General features: G+C 60.5%; 21 protein-coding genes. 9 read left to right on the plus strand and 12 right to left on the minus strand.

Annotation, left to right across the window (positions count from 1 at the left end):
- Positions 1 to 127: 127 nt before the first annotated feature.
- Together GA0061103_RS08100 and GA0061103_RS08105 are read right to left on the minus strand one after the other, a co-directional pair.
- Entirely contained in the window at positions 128 to 826 is a 699-nt protein-coding gene (locus tag GA0061103_RS08100) for a L,D-transpeptidase (protein ID WP_092709396.1), read from the minus strand.
- A gap of 218 nt (positions 827 to 1,044) precedes the next feature.
- A complete protein-coding gene (locus GA0061103_RS08105) occupies positions 1,045 to 1,827 on the minus strand; it encodes a L,D-transpeptidase (protein WP_092709399.1) in 783 nt (260 codons plus the stop codon).
- Between the two features lie 301 nt (positions 1,828 to 2,128).
- Here GA0061103_RS08105 and GA0061103_RS08110 point away from each other — a divergent pair, with 301 nt between their 5' ends.
- Together GA0061103_RS08110 and GA0061103_RS08115 are read left to right on the plus strand one after the other, a co-directional pair.
- Positions 2,129 to 2,758, plus strand: a complete 630-nt coding sequence (locus tag GA0061103_RS08110) for a DNA-3-methyladenine glycosylase I (protein WP_092709402.1) — start codon at positions 2,129 to 2,131, stop codon at positions 2,756 to 2,758.
- 38 nt (positions 2,759 to 2,796) lie between these two features.
- Positions 2,797 to 3,279 carry a hypothetical protein gene (locus GA0061103_RS08115; RefSeq protein ID WP_245304729.1) on the plus strand — a complete coding sequence of 161 codons (483 nt, stop codon included), beginning with the start codon at positions 2,797 to 2,799 and terminating at the stop codon, positions 3,277 to 3,279.
- Positions 3,280 to 3,282: 3 nt separating this feature from the next.
- On the opposite strand, the gene GA0061103_RS08120 is transcribed toward GA0061103_RS08115, so the two are convergent.
- Positions 3,283 to 3,987 carry an HAD family hydrolase gene (locus GA0061103_RS08120; RefSeq protein WP_092709407.1) on the minus strand — a complete coding sequence of 235 codons (705 nt, stop codon included), beginning with the start codon at positions 3,985 to 3,987 and terminating at the stop codon, positions 3,283 to 3,285.
- A 303-nt stretch (positions 3,988 to 4,290) separates the two neighbouring features.
- Here GA0061103_RS08120 and GA0061103_RS08125 point away from each other — a divergent pair, with 303 nt between their 5' ends.
- On the plus strand, positions 4,291 to 5,340 hold the full coding sequence (locus GA0061103_RS08125) for an aldo/keto reductase (RefSeq protein WP_092709410.1): 1,050 nt from the start codon (positions 4,291 to 4,293) through the stop codon (positions 5,338 to 5,340).
- 47 nt (positions 5,341 to 5,387) lie between these two features.
- Here GA0061103_RS08125 and GA0061103_RS08130 read toward each other — a convergent pair whose 3' ends face one another.
- Positions 5,388 to 6,413: a zinc-dependent alcohol dehydrogenase family protein gene (locus GA0061103_RS08130; protein WP_092709412.1), complete on the minus strand. Its 1,026-nt coding sequence runs from the start codon at positions 6,411 to 6,413 to the stop codon at positions 5,388 to 5,390.
- A 110-nt stretch (positions 6,414 to 6,523) separates the two neighbouring features.
- Between GA0061103_RS08130 and GA0061103_RS08135 the strand changes: the two genes are divergently transcribed.
- Positions 6,524 to 7,423 (plus strand): LysR family transcriptional regulator, encoded by a 900-nt coding sequence (locus tag GA0061103_RS08135; protein ID WP_092709415.1) that lies wholly within the window; start codon positions 6,524 to 6,526, stop codon positions 7,421 to 7,423.
- Between the two features lie 122 nt (positions 7,424 to 7,545).
- On the opposite strand, the gene GA0061103_RS08140 is transcribed toward GA0061103_RS08135, so the two are convergent.
- Positions 7,546 to 7,842 (minus strand): YciI family protein, encoded by a 297-nt coding sequence (locus GA0061103_RS08140; protein WP_092711167.1) that lies wholly within the window; start codon positions 7,840 to 7,842, stop codon positions 7,546 to 7,548.
- 84 nt (positions 7,843 to 7,926) lie between these two features.
- On the opposite strand from GA0061103_RS08140, the gene GA0061103_RS08145 reads away from it, so the two are divergent.
- The gene (locus tag GA0061103_RS08145; RefSeq protein ID WP_245304707.1) at positions 7,927 to 8,811 is read left to right on the plus strand and encodes a LysR family transcriptional regulator; all 885 of its coding nucleotides are present in this window, start codon (positions 7,927 to 7,929) and stop codon (positions 8,809 to 8,811) included.
- Between the two features lie 39 nt (positions 8,812 to 8,850).
- Here the strand turns inward: GA0061103_RS08145 and copM are convergent, their stop codons facing one another.
- The 3 genes from copM to GA0061103_RS08160 all read right to left on the minus strand — a co-directional run bounded on the left by copM (position 8,851) and on the right by GA0061103_RS08160 (position 10,254).
- On the minus strand, positions 8,851 to 9,219 hold the full coding sequence (copM, locus tag GA0061103_RS08150; RefSeq protein ID WP_092709421.1) for a CopM family metallochaperone: 369 nt from the start codon (positions 9,217 to 9,219) through the stop codon (positions 8,851 to 8,853).
- Positions 9,220 to 9,291: 72 nt separating this feature from the next.
- Complete coding sequence (locus GA0061103_RS08155) at positions 9,292 to 9,657, minus strand: hypothetical protein (RefSeq protein WP_092711169.1); 366 nt, start codon at positions 9,655 to 9,657, stop codon at positions 9,292 to 9,294.
- Positions 9,658 to 9,726: 69 nt separating this feature from the next.
- Complete coding sequence (locus GA0061103_RS08160; RefSeq protein ID WP_092709424.1) at positions 9,727 to 10,254, minus strand: 2'-5' RNA ligase family protein; 528 nt, start codon at positions 10,252 to 10,254, stop codon at positions 9,727 to 9,729.
- Between the two features lie 125 nt (positions 10,255 to 10,379).
- Here GA0061103_RS08160 and hisS point away from each other — a divergent pair, with 125 nt between their 5' ends.
- From hisS to hisG, 3 genes are all read left to right on the plus strand, one after another.
- Entirely contained in the window at positions 10,380 to 11,903 is a 1,524-nt protein-coding gene (gene hisS / locus GA0061103_RS08165; RefSeq protein ID WP_092709426.1) for a histidine--tRNA ligase, read from the plus strand.
- 222 nt (positions 11,904 to 12,125) lie between these two features.
- On the plus strand, positions 12,126 to 13,244 hold the full coding sequence (locus tag GA0061103_RS08170; protein ID WP_092709429.1) for an ATP phosphoribosyltransferase regulatory subunit: 1,119 nt from the start codon (positions 12,126 to 12,128) through the stop codon (positions 13,242 to 13,244).
- Positions 13,244 to 13,939: an ATP phosphoribosyltransferase gene (gene hisG / locus GA0061103_RS08175; protein ID WP_092709431.1), complete on the plus strand. Its 696-nt coding sequence runs from the start codon at positions 13,244 to 13,246 to the stop codon at positions 13,937 to 13,939. The genes GA0061103_RS08170 and hisG overlap by 1 nt, the downstream gene beginning before the upstream one ends.
- 77 nt (positions 13,940 to 14,016) lie before the next feature.
- On the opposite strand, the gene GA0061103_RS08180 is transcribed toward hisG, so the two are convergent.
- Positions 14,017 to 14,460, minus strand: coding sequence for a DoxX family protein (locus GA0061103_RS08180; RefSeq protein ID WP_092709434.1), 444 nt, complete (start codon positions 14,458 to 14,460; stop codon positions 14,017 to 14,019).
- Between the two features lie 214 nt (positions 14,461 to 14,674).
- Between GA0061103_RS08180 and GA0061103_RS08185 the strand changes: the two genes are divergently transcribed.
- A complete protein-coding gene (locus GA0061103_RS08185; RefSeq protein ID WP_092709437.1) occupies positions 14,675 to 15,382 on the plus strand; it encodes a glutathione binding-like protein in 708 nt (235 codons plus the stop codon).
- 226 nt (positions 15,383 to 15,608) lie between these two features.
- On the opposite strand, the gene GA0061103_RS08190 is transcribed toward GA0061103_RS08185, so the two are convergent.
- The 3 genes from GA0061103_RS08190 to groES form a co-directional block, all read right to left on the minus strand.
- Positions 15,609 to 16,055 (minus strand): hypothetical protein, encoded by a 447-nt coding sequence (locus GA0061103_RS08190; protein WP_245304708.1) that lies wholly within the window; start codon positions 16,053 to 16,055, stop codon positions 15,609 to 15,611.
- Positions 16,056 to 16,635: 580 nt separating this feature from the next.
- The gene (gene groL / locus GA0061103_RS08195) at positions 16,636 to 18,276 is read right to left on the minus strand and encodes a chaperonin GroEL (protein ID WP_092709440.1); all 1,641 of its coding nucleotides are present in this window, start codon (positions 18,274 to 18,276) and stop codon (positions 16,636 to 16,638) included.
- 72 nt (positions 18,277 to 18,348) lie between these two features.
- On the minus strand, positions 18,349 to 18,645 hold the full coding sequence (groES, locus tag GA0061103_RS08200; protein WP_004109735.1) for a co-chaperone GroES: 297 nt from the start codon (positions 18,643 to 18,645) through the stop codon (positions 18,349 to 18,351).
- Positions 18,646 to 18,796: the final 151 nt, after the last annotated feature.

Raw genomic sequence — 18,796 nt, forward strand, 5'->3', positions numbered from 1 at the left:
CCGCGCCTGCACACAATAAGCTATTGCAAGTGATACGGGCGTCCCTTCCTGGCATGAATGGTGTCATGCCAGGAAGGGACGCCCGCTATCTTGGTGCCTGATTCGGGTCGGCCAGATCTCGGTTCTATCAGCCGCCGAACAGGGTCCTCAGCACATCGACGCCGCGATCCTGATAGCTGACTTCGCCCTGCTTGTTGCCGGGACCGACGACGATGACCTTCGTGCCGACGGGAACGCGGTCATAGAGATCGATCACGTCCTTGTTCATCATGCGGATGCAGCCGGACGACATGTTGAGGCCGATGCTCCATGGCTGGTTGGTGCCGTGGATGCGGAAGGCGGTGTCGTTGCCGTTGCGATAGAGATACATGGCGCGCGCGCCAAGCGGATTGTCCTCGCCGCCTTCCTGGAATGCCGGCAGCTTGTGGCCCTTCTTGGCTTCGCGAACGATCATTTCCGGCGGCGGCGTCCAGCCGGGCCATTCCGCCTTGCGGCCGACCTTGACGACGCCCGACCAGCCGAAGCCGTCGCGACCGACACCGATGCCGTAGCGTCTTGCGCGATTATTGCCTTCGACGAGGTAGAGATACTTGTTGTTGGTGTCGACGATAACGGTGCCCGGCTCCTCGTTCGTCGCCAGCCGCACCATGCGCCGCTGGAACTGCGGCTTCACCTGGCCCTGCGGCTCCATCGCGACCCGGACAACATCGCCGCGGGTAGCAGGTGCTGCATAGGGTGCGGAGGCGGTGAAGGCCGCCGCGTTCGATGCTGCAAGAAGACACGCCGCAACGACACCTGTCGTCACGATCGACAATGCTGCTTTCATAATGCCATTCCCCTCGTTGAATTCGGTAGGAAACTACCGGAACCAACGAGGGGATCAAGATCAAAATGCCCGATGAGGAGAACGGCCTGGAAGAACCGCCCTCTCTTCTATGGTGGATCAGACTATAGTCTGAACTATAGTGGAGGGCTTTCCGGTGCGGCGAATACTGCCCCTTCGATGGGATAGTATCGCCGCACAGGTCCAGCGGTCGTTCGAGATTACATCACGGTGACGCGGGTGCCGACCTTCACGCGATTGTAAAGGTCGATGACATCCTCGTTGCGAAGGCGGATGCAGCCGGACGAGACGGCATTGCCGATTGTCCACGGCGCGTTGGTGCCGTGGATGCGATAGAGCGTGGAGCCGAGATACATGGCGCGGGCGCCGAGCGGATTGCCTTCGCCGCCTTCCATGTGCGCCGGCAGATAGTGGCCCTTGGCTGCTTCACGGGAGATCATTTCGGCCGGCGGCGTCCAATCCGGCCATTCCTGCTTGCGGGTCACGGTGTGGGCGCCGGCCCATTCGAAGCCAGGCTTGCCGACGCCGACACCATAGCGACGCGCCTTGCCGCCATCCATCACGAGATAGAGAAAGCGGTTGTTGGTGTCGATGACGATGCTGCCGGGCTTTTCCTTCGTCTGGTAGTCGACGATCTGCGGCAGGAACTGCGGATCGATCTGGCCGCGGATTGCCGGATATTGCGGACGGGCCATGGCGACCTGCTGCACGGCGGGACGCGCAAACAGGCCGCGCGGCTGCACGACCTGACGCACCTGCGGATTGGCCTGCTGCTCCATTCTGGGATCGGCGGCGCGACGCGCCATCGGGCGGGGGTAGACGACCGGCTGCACGTTGCCGCCGCCAAGCTGCATCACCCAAGGGGCGGTCAGATCGGGACTGACGATAACGGGCGGGCGCGACTGATAGCGATCGTCGGCAAAGGCGGTGGAAGCAAGCAGGCTCAGGGCGCCGGCGGCGCATAGAACGGCATGTTTCATCATCGGACAAACTCTCTACACATGGGCCGAAGATGGGCGCGAAGCACCCGGTCGAAATCATGGTGCCACTTGCACGCGAGCGAATGGTAAAGATCTATTCATCAAAATGCCGCGAAGCCGATAAAGCTTTATCAGGGTTACCACCTGGTTTGGAAAGATGGTTTGCAAGTGGTAAATCATGAATCGGAATGCGCGGTCGTCGAAATCAGCCTATGAATTTAAGCATTTGATTGATCTCAATTTATCCGATAGTTGCATACCGGTTTCCGGTAGCGCGCGCTGAAATAGGGGACGAATCGCGAAAATGACCGAAACGGGCATAATCACCGGCGAAGATGGCAAGGACCGCTGCTTCTGGCACGGCAATCTGCCGGAATATCAGCGCTATCACGACGAGGAATGGGGCCGCCCGGTCGTCAACGACATCAGGCTCTTCGAGAAGATCTGCCTGGAAGGCTTCCAGTCGGGCCTGTCCTGGCTGACGATCCTGCGCAAGCGAGAGAATTTTCGCGCCGCTTTTGCGGGCTTCGATTTCGAGAAGGTCGCCAAGTTTGGCGAAGCCGATATCGAGCGCTGCCTCGCCGATGCCGGCATCATCCGCCACCGCGGCAAGATCGTCTCCACCATCAACAATGCCAATCGCGCCATCGAGCTGCGCAACGAATTCGGTTCGCTCGCCCGCTATTTCTGGGGCCATGAGCCGACCGCTGCCGAGCGCCCCGAGGTCTTCGATCTTGCGCATCTTCGCGCCAATCCGACGACTGCGGCTTCGGTGCGGATTTCGAAGGATCTGAAGAAGCGCGGCTGGACCTTTGTCGGTCCGACCACAGTTTATGCCTTCATGCAGGCCATGGGCCTCGTCAACGATCACATCGAAGGCTGCTATTGCCGGAAAGAGGTGGAGGCGATGCGATACGCATTGGTGCGGCCGTGAGAGCTGCACTTCTCGGTTTTTCGCTGACGGCGTTTGCGCTGTTGGGCGCTGCCGGCGCCCAGGCTCAAAGCGACACCCAGCAACAGCAATTGCCGCAGCTCGACCGCGGCGAAAAGCTCGAGAAGATCGCCTTGCCGGCTGTCCTGGAAAAGCTGACGGGTTGGACGAAATTCGGCAAGGGTAAGGTCTATCTGCTGCCGCTCAAGAAGGGCCAGCATGTGCGGATCAGCTTCAGCTCGAAGAGCAAATACGCCTATATGGCGATCTTCGATCTATCGTCGAGCGAGGATGAATCCTTCTTCGGCACGGATGAGGACGGCGATACCGCAGACGTCACCGTCAACGAGGACACGACCTGGCTGATCAAGCCATACTATTCGCGTGTCACGCGCCGTCGCGGTCTCGGCGCCCCCTACGAGATCCTCATCGATCCCAATCCGCCGGCCACACAGCAACCGGCCGACCAGCAGAAGGATCAGGGTCCGATGCTGTTTCCGCCGCGCTCGAAGCAGGGACAGTAAAGCTCAGGAAAGCGCCTCGATGATGCCGTGCAACTCGCCGAGATGGCCGATCTTGCGGAAACGCGGCGCCTCGCTCGGTTCGTCGACATGTTCGAAGGACCATGTGAGTTCGTGCGGCACGAAGACGCCGTAGCTGCCGGCTGCGAGCGCCGGCACGATGTCCGATTTCAGCGAATTGCCGATCATCATCGCCCGTTCCGGCCCGTCACCGACCTTGGAAAAGATGCGGCGATAGGTCGACGCGTTCTTGTCGGAGACGATCTCGACCGCATCGAAAAGGTCACCCAGCCCGGATTGGGCAAGCTTGCGCTCCTGGTCGAAGAGATCGCCCTTGGTAATCAGCACCAGCAGATACTTGCCCGATAGCGCTTCCAGCGTCTGGCGCACATGTGGAAGCGTTTCGACGGGATGGGCGAGAAGGTCGCGGCCGATATCGAGAATTTGCGCGATAACGGTCGCCGGCACTTCTCCCTCCGTGATTTCGATGGCCGTCTCGATCATCGAGAGGGTGAAGCCCTTTATGCCGAAGCCGTAATGCCTGAGGTTGCGTTTTTCCGCCTCCAGCAGCCGTGCGGAAATGACGTCGCTTGCCGCATGATTGGCGAGAAGATCGGTAAATTGCAGCTCTGTCAGCCGGTAGAACTGTTCGTTCTGCCAGAGCGTGTCGTCGGCGTCGAAGCCGATCGTGGTCAAAGGGCGTTGCGTCATCGGTATGTCCGTTCTGCGCATGATATGAAGGCTAGAGTCTAATCCGCGCCCGGCCGGACGCAAGAGTAAGCGTCGGTCACCGCATCGTGATCGGTCCGAGGTCTCGCGTTGAAATCGGTTTCCGGTGCATTATGTGCTTGTTGTCTCGATTGCCGCGGAGCCAGAGCCGGGCCTCGATGACTGTCTTATGACCTCTCCAGGGCAGTGCCGACAGCGGCTGCCGTGCCGAGGCCAATCTATACCAAGAGATAAGCATTCACCGGCCGGAAGCATCTTCCGGCTGACCACAAGGGAATTTCTCCTATGCGTTACAATCAACTCGGCAATACCGGGCTGTTCGTCTCCGAACTCTGCCTGGGCACGATGACCTTCGGCGAAGCCAATCCCAACACGCCCTGGGGTTCGATCGCCGACGTCGACCAGGCGCTGGCCGACAAGATCGTCGAAGGCTCGCTCGCAGCCGGCGTCAATTTCATCGATACCGCCGACGTCTATTCCTTCGGCAATTCCGAAAAACTGCTCGGCCAGGCCCTGAAGAACCTCGGCGTTCCCCGCAAGGATGTCGTCATCGCCACCAAGGTCTACGGCGTCATGGGCGACAAGCCGAACGACCGCGGCGCCTCGCGCGGCCATATCATGGACTCGGTGCAGGCAAGCCTCGACCGTCTCCAGACTGATCATATCGACCTCTATCAGATCCATGCCACGGATACGGTGACCCCGATCGACGAGACGCTGCGGGCGCTGGACGATCTCGTCTCGCGCGGTCTGGTCCGCTATGTCGGCGTTTCCAACTGGCAGGCTTGGCGCATCGCCAAGGCGCTCGGCATTTCCGAACGTCGCGGCTTTGCCCGCTTCGAGACGGTGCAGGCCTATTATTCCATCGCCGGCCGCGATCTCGAGCGTGAAATCGTGCCGCTGATGGCAGAAGGGAAACTCGGTTTGATGGTCTGGTCGCCGCTGGCAGGCGGTCTGCTCTCGGGCAAGTATGGTCCGGGCGCTCCCGGCAATGGCGAGGGACGGCGTGCGAGCTTCGACTTCCCGCCCGTCGATAAGGACCGCGCCTGGGCCTGCGTCGCCGCTATGCGCGAAGTGGCGGAGAAGCACGGCTCCAGCGTCGCAACCGTGGCGCTTGCCTGGATCCTGGCGAAGCCCTTCGTCACATCAATCATCATCGGCGCCAAGCGTCTGGACCAGCTCGATCAGAATCTGGCCGCGGTCAGGCTGAAGCTCGATGCCGACGATATGGCCAAGCTCGACGACGTCAGCGCGCTTCCGGCCGAATATCCCGGCTGGATGTTGGCCCGCCAGGGCGCCCAGCGCGTGCCGCAACCCTTCGAGCCGAAGGCCTGATATCATGCAAAGCCGGGCCGCAGCTTTTCGCCGCGGCCCGGCGGCTGTCACAGCTCGATGACGATCTTGCCGAAGGGGCCGCGATCGAGATGATCGAAGGCGGCCGGTACCTCGCCGAGTGCATAGCGATGATCGATGACGGGCTTCAGGCCGATGCTGTCGACCGCACGCACGAAGTCTTCGAGTGAGCGGCGATGGCCGACGCCGATGCCCTGCACGGTGGGGGACTTCAGCAGCAGCGGTGCTGCCGGACCCGAGATGTCAAAACCCTCGAGGACGCCGATGACCGAGATGCGGCCATGAGGCGCCACCGCCTTCAGCGACTGGCCGAAGTTCGGCCCGCCGGCAATTTCGATGATATGGTCGATGCCCTGATCGTTGGTGAGACGATAGACTTCCTCCACCCAGTCGCCTTTATTGCGGTCGATGCCGTGATGGGCGCCGAGTGCCTTCGTCCGTGCGAGCTTCTCCGGCCCCGACGAGGTCACGAAGACCTCGGCTCCCTGGGCGGCGGCGATCTGCAGGCCAAACAGCGCCACGCCACCCGTTCCCTGTACCAATACGCTATCACCGGGCCTGATCTTGCCTCGCTCGACCAGAGCGAACCATGCCGTCAGGCCAGCGCAGGGCAAAGTGCTTGCCTCGGCATAATCGAGGCTCGCCGGAGCCGATACGAACCAGCCCTCCGGCATGGAGATATATTCGGAGAGCACGCCGGGATAAAAGCCGCCAAGCGTCTTGTAGGGAGGTGTGCGGGCATCGCCGAGCGGCTTGCCGTCGATCCAGCCGGGATGGAAGGTCGAAATGACCCGGTCGCCCACGGCAAATCTGGTCACGTCGTCTCCGACCGCTTCGATCACGCCTGCCATATCGGAGGCCGGCACGAAGGGAAATTGGATCGGTAGGCCCATGCCGGTCTCGCGCACGAGCTTGTCGCGATAGTTCAGCGAAACGGCTTTGACCCGCACAAGCACTTCGCCGCGCGCCGGCTTAGGTACTGCCGTTTCCGTGAGGTTCAAGGGAGCGCCGACGGCAATCGTATCGAGAGTCCAGCGCTTCATGGTCTTCGTCATCATGATCTCCTGAGAGGAATTGGAAGCAATGGACAGAGCATATCGTTGCTTTTTGGTCGCCAGTGGCGATATTATTTCCGCTAAATGGTTCCTTATGGGAAGCAATCATCATGAACGACATGCTCAACGGCATTCCGGAATTCGTGGAGGCGGTCGAGGCCGGCGGCTTTTCGGCGGCGGCGGCACGTATGAACCTGTCGCGCTCGGCGATCGGCAAGACCATCGCCAAATTGGAGCGGCGCCTGAATGTGCGCTTGTTCCACCGCACCACCCGCATGCAGAGCCTGACGGATGAAGGCCAAGCCTTTTACGAGCGCTGCCGCCGGGCGCTGGACGAGATACAATCCGGCGAAGCTATGCTGGAATCGGGCAAGCGCGAGGTCACCGGACGCCTGCGCATCTCCATGCCGGTTCTCTTCGGCCGCCGCTGCCTTACGCCGCTGCTGCTGGAGCTGGCCCGCATGCACCCGAAGCTCGAACTGGATCTCTCCTTCAGCGATCGCGTCGTCGATCTCTTCGACGAGGGCTTCGATCTCGCTATTCGCAACGGCGTACTGCGGGACGAGGCCGGTCTTGCCGCGCGCAAGATCGCCTTCCATCACATGACGCTATGTGCATCGCCGGCCTATCTGGCCGCAAGAGGGACGCCGCAGATCGTTGCCGATCTCGCCGATCACGATCTCGTCGTCTATGCGAGATCCGGCGAGGCGAAGAGATGGGCTTTCCTGAAGGATGATGGCGCAGCCCTCGACTATTTTCCGCAAACGCGGTTGCGGTTCGATGACCTGGAGGTCATTGCGGACGCGGCTGCTGCCGGAATGGGCATTACCTGGCTACCCTGCTGGCTCGTAAGGGGCTATGTGCACGCGGGCAAGCTCATGCCCGTGCTCAATGTCTCCAGCCGTCCCGTCAACGTCTATGCCGTCTGGCCGCAGGTACCGCAGCTTTCTCTGAAGATGCGTGTGATCATTGATCTGCTCGCCGCGCGCTTGCCTGGAATCATGGACTGAGCGCGTGATGATGCCTCCGGCTAGAGCAATTCCAGGAAAAGTGCGGAGCGGTTTTCCGTCCGGAAGTGCGTGAAAACAAAGAGATAGAGCGGTTCAGAGTTTCCGTGAAAAGCTGAGCCGCTCTAGAGCAGGGCGCCCTCGGCAAAGACCTGGTTCCATCTGAAGACCCGCACGGATTTGCGCAGGCCCGACGCCCAGAATGGATCTTCCTTCACCAGACGGTCGACGGCATCGCCGGTCTCCGCTTCGACAAGCCACAGGCCGCCGGCAAATGCGTCACCCTCCCGGCTGAGCGGTCCGGCCGTCCTGATGGACGCGGCATTCGCTTCCAGGAAGGCGAAGTGGCGCGACAGATACTCCTTGCGGATCGCGGCGGCGTTTTGCTGATCGTCCTCGAACAGAACTGCGAACAGGGTCATCTTCATCTCCTTGCTGGATATTTCCAGTCTATGACTGCAATAATGCCGATACACGCGGTAAATTTTCAGCAGGGAGCTGCAAAATTGCACGATATCGATTGGAATGATCTGCGCCATCTTCTCGCCCTTGCGCGGGGAGGGTCCTTCGCTGCTGCCGGCAGGGCGCTTCGCACGGATGCGACGACGGTCGGTCGCCGCCTGCGCGTCCTGGAGAAACGCCTCGGCACGACGCTGTTTTCGCGCGATGGAGGTGGCGCCCTGTCGCCGACGCCAGCGGGCGAGATCGCGGTGGCGAAAGCCGAGGCGATCGAGGCCGAAGTCATGGCGCTGTCGGGCGCGTTGGATGCGGCCGATCCGATGGCACTCGGCAAGGTGCGCCTCACGGCGGCGCCATCCTTCATCAGCCGGCTGTTGATCCCCTCGCTGCCCAGCCTGCTGGCGCAACATTCCGGCCTGCAATTGGAACTCATCGGCGATTCCAGAAATTTCAACCTGACCCGGCGCGAGGCCGATATGGCGCTGCGCCTTGCAAGACCCGCCGATATGACAAACGGCAAAGTCGTCGCCAGGCGGATCGCAACGCTGGACTATGCCGTCTACGTCGCTGCCGGGCAGGAGAGGCATGCGGAAAAGCTGCCCTGGATCGTCTATGAAGAGGCGATGGTGCATCTGCCGCACGCCCGCTGGATCGCCGCGCAGGCGGAAAGGTCAGGTCGTTCCAGCCCGCTTGCGGTCAACGATGCCGAAGCTCTGCTGCAGGCCGCGGCTGCAGGGTTGGGGCGCGCGCTGCTGCCGAAAATTCTCGCTCAGAATGTAGGAGGTCTTTGCCGTGTCGATAGCGGCGACGGCAATCCGCCGGTGCGAGAGATGTGGCTGCTGATACATGCCGAGCTTCGCCAGCTCGTCCGCATTCGCGCCGTTTCCGGTTGGCTGGATGGGATCTTTCGCCATCCGCATCCAGAGCGGTGAGAAAGGCGGCACGGATGCCGCCTCCCATTATCGGGCGAATTACTTGCCGTGCTTCTGCAGCCAGGCTTTCATTTCCTTGATCTCGGCTTCCTGCGCGGTAACGACGGCTTCCGCCAGCTTGCGCAGTTCGGGATCCTTGCCGTATTTCAGCTCGATCTTCGCCATGTCGATCGCGCCTTGATGATGCGGGATCATGCCGCGAACGAAATCCGCATCGGCGTCGCCGCTGTAGTGGATCATCATGTCCTTGTGCATCTTGCCCATGGCGTCGTTGAACGCCTTGCTGGAAGCGCCCTGGTCGCCCATCGGCTTGCTCATATCCATGCCCTTCATGTCGTCGGCAAGGGCAGGAAGGGCGATGACAAAGGCGAATGCGCCGGCAAGCATCAGCGATTTTGAGGTAGTCATAGGTGTTCTCTCCGTTTCTGGACGGTATCTGGATTTGAGCGGCAGCGCTCGTCGATTGAATGCAGGATATCGTCAGGCAAAACGGGGAGGCGGTGCTGTCGGCTGCAGCTGGGAGCCGGTAAGACGCTGGCCGGGCGCCGGTGCTGGATAGGAGAAGGCGTGTTTGCCACCTTCGATCGCAAGGGTCGGCATCAAGGCAAGGCAGGCGGCGCAGGACGCCACATGCGCCATACCGCCGGCGCAGGGATTTTCCGGCTTCTTTTGCTGGGGTTCGGCCATGTTGGCGTGACCGGCGATGTCAGGCATATCGGCCATATTCATCGACGCTGCTTGAGGCGTAGACATGACAGATTCGCAGACAGGGCAATTCGCCAGCGCCGGCATGGCACCGTAGAGCACCCAGGCAATCAGCATCGTCAGGATCGCAAATACACGCATGAACAGAAACCTAGCCGTGCAATCCATGAAGGCAAGCGCGAATTGCATCCTCGGGACACCAGAAGGCGATCAAGGCTGTAGTTTGACTTCCCTGATGATTTCGATCGGCGGAAAGTGGATGCAATCCACCACATCGAAGGTGAGCGTAAACTGGGCTGGCGTTGCGGCCGCCCATCTCAGCGCCTCTTCCGCCGCGTTCGCCGGGATTTTCATCGCAAGGGTGCAATGCGGCTGCCAGCGATCAGGTCGGGAATGCTCATGGCAAAGGGCAGGATCGATCTCGTCGTGAATGGTGCGGTGTATCCGTCTCAGGACATGATCATTCGTCGGACGCGCCCAGAGCACCAGCATCTCGTTTGGAAAATGATCGATCCCCGAAAACTCGATTGCTAACGGCGGGACGTTTGCGAAGGCCCTTTGAGCCGCGGCGACGAGCAAGGAAACGGCAATGTCCTCATAAACAGCGAATGTCAGATGTGGCGGATAGTGCAGCGCCTGCATCGACGCAGAGGCTTCGAACCGGCTCGCCTCCCGCCAGAGATCGAGAACCGGAGCGGCGCTATCATCGCTGCATTTCAAAACGATTGCGTGTGGCATGGTTTCTCTGCTGCCCTCTCCGGCTTTTCTCGGTTTTGTCGGCCGCTAACTTATAACAATCCTTGCCGCATTCGGCCCAATCCGCTAGTTAACCGCGACTGTTCCCATACCGGATTACCCTAGAGATGAGCGACAAACAAAAGAAACCGCAGAAGCTCAAGGCCCGCCTGCCGCGTGGCTTTGTCGATCGTTCGGCCAGCGACATTCGCGCCGTCAACGAGATGACCTCCAAGATCCGGGCCGTTTATGAGCATTATGGTTTCGATCCCGTCGAAACGCCGCTGTTCGAATATACCGATGCGCTCGGCAAATTCCTGCCCGATAGCGACCGGCCGAACGAAGGCGTGTTCTCGCTGCAGGATGAAGACGAGCAGTGGATGTCTCTGCGCTACGACCTGACGGCGCCGCTTGCCCGTCATGTTGCCGAGAATTTCAACGAGATCCAGCTTCCCTACCGCACCTATCGCGCCGGCTATGTGTTCCGCAACGAGAAGCCAGGCCCGGGCCGTTTCCGCCAGTTCATGCAGTTCGATGCCGATACCGTCGGTGCGCCGGGCGTTCAGGCCGATGCCGAGATGTGCATGATGATGGCCGATACGCTGGAAGCCCTCGGCATCAAGCGCGGCGACTATGTGATCCGCGTCAACAACCGCAAGGTTCTTGACGGCGTCCTGGAAGCGATCGGCCTCGGCGGCGATGACAAGGCCGCCCAGCGATTGAACGTGCTGCGTGCCATCGACAAGCTCGACAAGTTCGGCCCGGAAGGCGTGGCGCTGCTGCTCGGTCCCGGCCGCAAGGATGAATCCGGCGACTTCACCAAGGGTGCCGGCCTCAATGCCGACCAGATCGATAAGGTGCTCTTCTTCGTTGGCATCAAGGATTATGCCGAAAGTGCCGCACAGCTCGCCGAGCTGGTCGCCGGTACGTCCAACGGCGTCGAGGGCGTCGACGAATTGAATTTCATCGGCAGCCTCGTCACCAGCGCCGGCTATCAGTCGGATCGCATCAAGATCGATCCGTCGGTCGTGCGCGGCCTCGAATATTACACCGGCCCGGTCTACGAGGCTGAGCTCACCTTCGACGTCACCAACGAGAAGGGCGAGAAGGTCGTCTTCGGTTCGGTCGGCGGTGGCGGCCGTTATGACGGGCTCGTCTCGCGCTTCATGGGCCAGCCGGTGCCGGCGACAGGCTTCTCCATCGGCGTGTCGCGCCTGATGACGGCGCTGAAGAATCTCGGCAAGCTCGGCACCGAGGAGGTCATCGAGCCTGTCCTCGTCACCGTCATGGATGGCGATGTCGATGCCATGGGTCGCTACCAGCGCTTCACCCAGCAATTGCGCGCCGCCGGCATCCGCGCCGAGATGTTCCAGGGCAACTGGAAGAAATTCGGCAACCAGCTGAAATACGCCGACCGTCGCGGCTGCCCCATCGCCATCATCCAGGGCGGCGATGAGCGCGCCCAGGGCGTCGTCCAGCTCAAGGATCTGATCGAGGGCAAGCGCCTCTCCGGTGAGATCGAGGACAATGCCAGCTGGCGTGAGGCTCGCGTGGCCCAGGAAACCGTGCCGGAAGCCGAGCTGATCGCGAAGGTCAAGGCGATGCTCGCAGCACAGGCGGAAGACCGGAAGAGGGCGCTCGGCAATGTCTGAGTGCGCGGCTTTGCCCCTCACCCTAGCCCTCTCCCCGCTTGCGGGGAGAGGGGACGACCTCTTTTGTTGCACTTCATCGGTTCCCACAGAGGTGAGAGAAGATGGAAGGCGCGCCCATCCCCTTCTCCCCGTCCGAACGGGGAGAAGGTGGCCGCCCTTCGATAAAAACTCAGGAGGCCGGATGAGGGGCTTTGATGGCGGCGAGAGGGGAGTTTTGATCCCATGCCCCTGATCAACCTTCCGAATTTTGCCAGCGACCTGCTGGACGAATTCTCGGTTCGCGGGACGGAGAGGGTGGATACGCCCATCATCCAGCCGGCCGAACCCTTTCTCGACATGGCCGGCGAGGATCTTCGCCGCCGTATCTTCATGACCGAAAGCGAAACCGGCGCCAGCCTTTGCCTGCGCCCGGAATTCACCATTCCGGTCTGCCTGCGCCATATCGAAACCGCGACCGGCACGCCGAAGCGCTATTCCTATCTCGGTGAGATCTTCCGCCAGCGCCGCGAAGGTGGCCATGAGTTCTACCAGGCCGGCATCGAGGATTTGGGTGATGGCAATACGGCGAGTGCCGACGCTCGCGCCGTCAGCGATGCCATTGGCATCCTGGACCGCGTGGTGCCCGGCAGGCAGCTCTCCGTGACCCTTGGCGATCAGGCCGTGTTCGAGGCCGTGGTGCAGGCGCTCGGCCTGCCATCCGGCTGGCAGAAGCGGCTGATCCACGCTTTTGGCAACATGATGCAGCTCGAAACCCTGCTCGCGCATCTTGCAAGCCCGCAGCCGGTCACCGGACTCGATGCCCATGTGCTCGATTTCCTGAGCCGCGGCGACGAGCAGGGGCTGGTCAGGCATATCGATGCCACTATGCACGCAACCGGCTATTCCACCAATGCCAGCCGCTCGCCGAAGGAGATCGCCCGCCGCCTTCGCGAGAAGCTGGTCCTGTCGGAAACGCGGCTCGATGATGCGGCCTTCCGCGTACTGGAGGAGTTTCTGTCCTTGAGTGTGCCGCTGGCGGATGCTTCCGCGGCACTGGCGGGCTTTGCCGACGCGGCAGGCTTGAAGCTTAGTGCGGCTCTGAAGAATTTCGACGCTCGCGTCGCGGCCTTGGCCAATGCCGGTGTCGACGCTTCCAAGATCGACTATCGCGCCGCCTTCGGTCGCCCGCTTGATTATTACACCGGCCTCGTCTTCGAGGTGACGGTGCAGGGATCGAGCGCGGTGCTTGCCGGCGGCGGCCGCTTCGACCGGTTGATGACCTTGCTCGGTGCCAAGAATCATATCCCGGCTGTCGGCTTCGCGCTTTGGCTCGACCGCATCGAAATCGCGAGGGCGGCCTGATGACCATCACGATAGCGATTCCTTCCAAGGGCAGGATGAAGGACGATTGCGCCGCGATCTTCGAGCGCGCCGGCATGCCGATCGTTGCCGTCGGCAATGACCGCTCCTATCGTGGCCGTGTCGAAGGTTGGGATGGCGTCGAGATCGCCTTCCTGTCGGCCTCGGAAATCTCGCGAGAGATCGGCAACGGCAGCGTCGATTTCGGCATTACCGGCGAAGACCTCGTGCGCGAGGGCATGGCGGAGGCGGACCGCCGCGTCGAATTCTGCGCACGGCTCGGCTTCGGTCATGCCGATGTCGTTGTCGCGGTACCGGAAATCTGGCTCGATGTCGATAGCATGGCTGACCTCGGCGATGTCGCCGCCGATTTCCGTACCCGGCATGGCCACAGGCTGACGGTCGCGACGAAATACTGGCGGCTGACTCAGCAGTTCTTCTCCAGCCAGCACGGCATCCAGCTCTACCGCATCGTCGAAAGCCTAGGCGCCACCGAAGGCGCACCGGCCGCCGGCTCGGCCGATATCATCGTCGACATCACCTCCACCGGCTCGACGCTCAGGGCGAACCATCTGAAGATCTTGTCGGATGGGGTTATCCTGCGCTCGGAGGCTTGCCTGGTGCGCGCGCGCAAGGAAAGCCACGATGGCAATCCGCTGGTTCCGCGTATCATTGCAGCGGTGCGCAGCGCGCTCTGACGTTTCAGTTTCCTATTGACGCAAAAAGCCCGCCGGAATTCCGGCGGGCTTTTTTGTCTTGGAAGGATATTGGTCGATCAGGCGGTAGCGTAGGCGCCGCGGCGAGCGTCGACCGAGTAGACGCCAGCACCGTTGGTGGCGAGCATGATATAGGCGCCGGCCAGCGTGATGTTCTTCAGGAAGTTCACGAAGTTCAGGCCGTTGATCCAGCCATTGGCGGCGGCCGGGAAGTCCGGAACGTTGACCGTCGGCAGATGGAAGACGACGCCGGTGAAGACGCAGAAGGCAGCGAGCAGCCAGCCGACGATGCGGACCTGGAAGCCGATCAGGACGCAGACGCCAGTGATGAATTCGAAGGCGCCGGCGACATAGGTGAGCAGCGTCGAGGCGGGCAGACCGGCACCGGCGATCATGCCAGCGGTACCTGCGGGATCGCTCAGCTTGCCGAAGCCTGCGAAGATAAACATGAAGGCGAGCAGGATGCGCGCCACGAGAATGATGATGTTGTTGGTGTTGGACATGACAGTCTCCGGTAAATTCACTTGGGATCGGGTGGCGACAATTTCTGGAGACTGATATTCGTGATTTTCGGGAGGTTGAAAAGATAAACAACTGCGCACAATTAGTTCACAATCATTGAACAATGATCCGCTGAGATCGCTCTTCCCATACGCGCCGCATCGGCTATTGTTGCGCCAAATCAATCGTCAAATCATGGTTTTCAGGAGCGAGCCCATGGCCGATCTGTCGTCCTTTCCGATCACGAAGCGCTGGCCTGCCAGCAATCCGGATATTATCCAGCTCTATTCCTTGCCGACGCCGAACGGTGTCAAAGTCTCGATCGCGCTGGAAGAACTCGGTCTGGCCTATGAGCCGCATCTCATCTCCTTCGGCACCAACGACCAGAAATCCCCGGAATTCCTGTCGCTGAATCCGAACGGTCGCATTCCTGCGATCATCGATCCCAATGGTCCCGACGGCAAGCCGATCGGTCTGTTCGAATCCGGCGCAATCCTCGTCTATCTGGCGGAGAAGACCGGCCAGCTCATGCCGAGCGATGCGGCCAGGCGCTACGAGACGCTGGAGTGGGTCTTCTTCCAGATGGCCGGCGTCGGCCCGATGTTCGGCCAGTTTGGCCACTTCTTCAAATTCGCCGCCGAGAAAGTTGCGAACAACTCTTATCCGGTCGAGCGTTATCGCGATGAGGCCAAGCGTCTGCTCGGCGTGCTGGAAGAGCGCCTGAAAGGCCGCGAATGGATCATGGGGAACGAATATACGATCGCCGACATCACCACTTTCCCCTGGGTTCGCGGCGTCGACGTCTTCTATGGCGGCCGCGAGGTTCTGGAGTTCGAAAGTTTCCCCTCGGTCATGGCCTGGCTGGAGCGAGCCCTTGCGCGCCCGGCAAGCCAGCGTGGCTTGAGTATCCCCAAGCGGGATTGATTCCTTACCTGTCAGCAGGTCAGGCATATGCTTTTATAGCGGCGCCTTTCTGCCTGGCCCCTCACCCCGGCCCTCTCCCCGTAAACGGGGCGAGGGGCTAGTAAGCTTTTTGGGCAGGTCAGCCTTCAGCAACGTAGATGTCGGTTTTAGAAGAGGAAACGCCCTCTCCCCACATGGTTTGCAAGCGCGGCGATGACGAACTCACCCGACCATCATCGACAGCCGTTTACTGCCGGGTGGCGAGTTGACTGCCCGGTTCCAGTTTGAAGCGCGGGAACAGGAAGACGCCGACCATGCTGCCGGCATGTTGCTTGTCGGCAGCAACGGATTCGCCGACGCAGAAGACCGGCTGGCGATGACCACTGGTGCCGAGCGTCGTCGTGGAATAACAGAAGGAGGAATTGGCCGTTGCCGCCTGCTCGAAGAGATCGAGGATACGAGCTCGATCGTGCGGATCATAGCAATGCATGAGGCTCAGCAGGCCGCATTCCGAAGAGCTCAGCCCGTGCAGCATCGTGCTCCACTGCCCAAGTTTGATGATGCCGCTTGAAAGATCGCCCGTCCATCCTTCGGAAACACAGAACTGTGCCAGAAGATCGGGGTCGTGGCCTTCGAACTCCAGCGAGCCGGGAGCAAATGGTGCGGAAAAATTGGCCTTGGCAATCTTGAACAAGATGATCCCCACATGAGCGCATGGTCCCCCCGCGCGCGTCACTTCAATTCCATATCTCTCCGGATGGAAGGTCTCCCTGCATTTTTCGGCGCTGCTCATGGCGGAGGCGTGCCTCCGCTAATCCGCTGTCGACAATGCTCTTTGGGATGGCGCTCCAGTTTATGAAGTCATTTCAAGTAATAAATCCGGACAGTGTCAGCGATCAAGGTCACGATCATGCCAAGCCGCAGGTTAAGCCTGTCCAAAAGAAGTAAAAATTACGTGTATTGCAGCTAACTCTCCAAAATCACTGCGCTGCGAGTTATAGGGGCTTTTTCCAAAACAGCAATGGGCAAGTTGCAAAATTTGCAACGCAATAGAATCTTGCAGGAATTGCAGTTGTACAATTTCAGCACAATTAAAAAGGGCGACCCGAGGGCCGCCCTTCATCAATTCCGGATGTCGGATTGAACAATCGCGACAGGCCGTTGGCCTATCACATCATGTCCATGCCGCCACTTCAGGCCGCTTGGCGGCCTGAAGCACTCAAAGTGCATGGGCGAAGCTTTATGGACATTCCTGCGATTAGGCCGTTGGCCTATCACATCATGTCCATGCCGCCCATGCCACCCATGCCGCCCGGCATGCCAGCAGGGGCATCCTTCTTCGGCAGTTCGGCGATCATGGCTTCGGTGGTGATCAGCAGCGAGGCAACCGAAGCTGCGTCCTGCAGAGCCGTGCGAACGACCTTGACCGGGTCGACGATGCCCATGGCGATCATGTCGCCGTAGACGCCCGTCTGAGCGTTGTAGCCGAAGTTGTCTTCGTTCTTGTCGAGGATCTTGCCGACAACGATGGAGGCTTCGTCACCAGCGTTTTCAGCGATCTGGCGGCAAGGAGCCTGCAGAGCGCGGCGAACGATGTTGATGCCGGCTTCCTGGTCGTCGTTTTCACCCTTGGCAGAGATCTTCGTGGAGGAGCGCAGCAGAGCGGTACCGCCGCCCGGCACGATGCCTTCCTGAACGGCAGCGCGCGTCGCGTTGAGAGCGTCGTCGATGCGGTCCTTCTTTTCCTTCACTTCGATTTCCGTCGAGCCGCCAACGCGGATAACGGCAACGCCGCCAGCGAGCTTGGCAAGACGTTCCTGCAGCTTCTCGCGGTCGTAGTCGGAAGTGGTTTCTTCGATCTGAGCCTTGATCTGGGCAACGCGGCCTTCGATGTCGGACTTGGCGCCAGCGCCGTCGACGATCGTGGTGTTTTCCTTGGAGATCGAAACCTTCTTGGAACGGCCGAGCATGTCGAGCGTAACCGACTCGAGCTTGATGCCGAGGTCTTCGGAGATGACAGTGCCGCCCGTCAGGATGGCGATGTCTTCCAGCATGGCCTTGCGGCGGTCGCCGAAGCCCGGAGCCTTGACGGCAGCAATCTTCAGGCCACCGCGCAGCTTGTTGACGACGAGCGTTGCAAGAGCTTCGCCTTCGACGTCTTCAGCGATGATGAGGAGCGGCTTGCCGGTCTGAACGACGGCTTCGAGAACCGGAAGCATGGCCTGCAGGTTCGAGAGCTTCTTCTCGTGGAGCAGGATGAACGCGTCTTCGAGGTCGGCGATCATCTTTTCCGGGTTGGTCACGAAGTAGGGGCTGAGGTAGCCGCGGTCGAACTGCATGCCTTCGACGACTTCGAGTTCGGTTTCGGCGGTCTTGGCTTCTTCAACCGTGATGACGCCTTCGTTGCCGACCTTCTGCATGGCTTCAGCAATATCGAGACCGATCTGCTTTTCGCCGTTTGCCGAGATCGTGCCGACCTGTGCGACTTCTTCCGACGTGTTGATCTTCTTGGCCTTGGCCTGGAGATCCTTGACGACTTCAGCAACAGCGAGGTCGATGCCGCGCTTCAGGTCCATCGGGTTCATGCCAGCTGCAACTGCCTTGGCGCCTTCGCGAACGATGGCCTGGGCGAGAACGGTTGCGGTCGTGGTGCCGTCGCCGGCGATGTCGTTGGTCTTCGAAGCAACTTCGCGGACCATCTGGGCGCCCATGTTTTCGAACTTGTCTTCGAGTTCGATTTCCTTGGCGACCGTGACGCCGTCCTTGGTGATGCGCGGAGCGCCGAACGACTTGTCGATAACGACGTTGCGACCCTTCGGGCCGAGCGTGACCTTCACTGCGTCAGCGAGGATGTCGACGCCACGAAGCATCTTTTCGCGGGCGCTGCGGCCGAATTTTACTTCTTTAGCTGCCATTGTTTGAACTCCTGAATTCGCGTTGTCCGGGTTTGTGGCCCGTCAGCTTTATCGGAAAGGGAACCGGCCGGATTAGCCGATGATGCCCATGATGTCGGCTTCCTTCATGATCAGAAGGTCTTCGCCGTTGAGCTTGACTTCGGTGCCCGACCACTTGCCGAACAGAACGCGATCGCCAACCTTGACGTCGAGTGCGACGACCTTGCCGGATTCATCGCGAGCGCCGGAACCGACGGCGACGATTTCGCCTTCCTGCGGCTTTTCCTTGGCGGTGTCGGGAATGATGATGCCACCCTTGGTCTTTTCTTCCGACTCGACGCGACGAACGACGACACGGTCATGAAGGGGGCGGAAATTGGTGCTTGCCATTGTCTAATCCCTCGATCAAATGACATTCACGGATCAGCGGGGGATCCGTATGGGCTTGTGTTAGCACTCAGCATTGGCGAGTGCTAGCGACGGTGATTTAGGGGTGGCTTCCGGACGAGTCAAGAACAGCACTGTGAATTTTTTACGGCGC

Source organism: Martinezella multihospitum (genome assembly GCF_900094585.1).
GTDB classification, from domain to species: Bacteria; Pseudomonadota; Alphaproteobacteria; order Rhizobiales; family Rhizobiaceae; genus Rhizobium; species Rhizobium multihospitium.